The following is a 1,424-nucleotide window of genomic DNA, read 5'->3' on the forward strand; positions in this document are numbered from 1 at the left end:
AGGCAAAATCCGAGGTCAACACCGCCTTAGGGGAGGTGCAGCAGGCGTTTCCCACATCCTCACGATGTGCAGGAACAGCACTTAGAGTCATTACTACACGACATAACGTCCATTATCGGCGTTCGAGTGGGACGAGTAGAAGTAGATGAGATAACTCGTCCAAACCTGTCATGCAGTGTTTTCCCACGTCAGCTCTGGGCGTGCTGAGGGCGCCGTCGAGTAACGGCCATCGGCTCGGTCGCGTCATTGCGCGTCGCAACGGCGTAATCTCTCATTAAATGAGAGATTCTTGCGTAGAGTTTGGCTCGTGATTATCGAACCTGGGCGGATTCCTGCCTATCTGAACACTGAGAACATTGGGCTGCTGCGGGCTGAAGACCGGGTTTTCGAGGCGATGCTTGATGGGTGGCGGGCGCAGATGCTGGCACGCGGGCTCTCGACGGCGTATATCAAGAGTTCCTGCAGCGTCGTTGAGCGGTTCCAGGACCACGCGAACGAGTATCCGTGGACGTGGTCGGCGCACCACGTGGACGAGTTCTTCGCGGACCGGCGCAGTTCCGAGCGTGGCCTGGCGTTGTCCACGCTCGGGTCCAACGCTGGAGCGATCAAGGCGTTCTGTGCTTACCTGACAGATGGGCGTTATGGGTGGGCAGCCCTTTGCGAACGGGTGTTCGCCGATATTCCGGTGCAGGTCGTGTTCGAGTGGAACTCGCCGCGGCACACCACCGACGACGCCGTTCCGCCGCGCCGGCGGGCGTTCACCAGGGCGGAGCTTCAAACGTTCTTTGACGTCGCTGATGACTTGGTGGATACGGAGTTCTCCAAGCGCTCCAAGCGTTGGTTGCCGGCGTTGAGGGATTCGACGGCGTTCAAGGTTGCCTACGCTTACGGGCTGCGCCGTCGTGAACTGACGATGCTCGAGTACGTCGATTTCGGCCCGAATCCCCACGTTGAACAGTTCGGCCGGTTCGGCGCGCTCCAGGTGCGGTGGGCTAAAGGAACCAAGGGCTCAGGTCCTCGACGCCGGACTGTGCTGACCGTCCCGGAGTTCGATTGGGTCGTCGGTCAGTTGGAGTACTGGCTCTCCCCTGATGGCCGGAAACGCTTCGCCACCGCGGACCGTTCAGCGAGTATGTGGCCCTCGGAGCGGTCCGGTTCCACCGTTTATCGCAACTTCGACCGGGCGTTCCAGCGCATCAGGAAAACCGCGGGTTTGCCGGAGGAGTTGTCCCTGCACACCTTGCGGCATTCCTATGTCACCCACCTGATCGAGGCCGGCTACGATCCTTTGTTTATCCAGCTTATCTGGGGCCGGAACCGGGGTGTCTTTGACGTGCAGCACGAGGCCCGTAACCGCACAGTTCCGCGTGATGGAGGTGCTTATCTGAAGCTGTCCATCACACGGGATCGCGGGAGGGTTCATG

General features: G+C 60.2%; 1 protein-coding gene. It reads left to right on the top strand.

What is annotated here, in order from left to right; translation table 11 throughout:
• Positions 1–307: 307 nt before the first annotated feature.
• Positions 308–1,424 (top strand): tyrosine-type recombinase/integrase (locus tag KSW38_RS23280; protein ID WP_216927805.1); only part of this gene is annotated, 1,117 nt, incomplete at its 3' end.

This window comes from Paenarthrobacter aromaticivorans (genome assembly GCF_019038615.1).
GTDB lineage: Bacteria > Actinomycetota > Actinomycetes > Actinomycetales > Micrococcaceae > Arthrobacter > Arthrobacter aromaticivorans.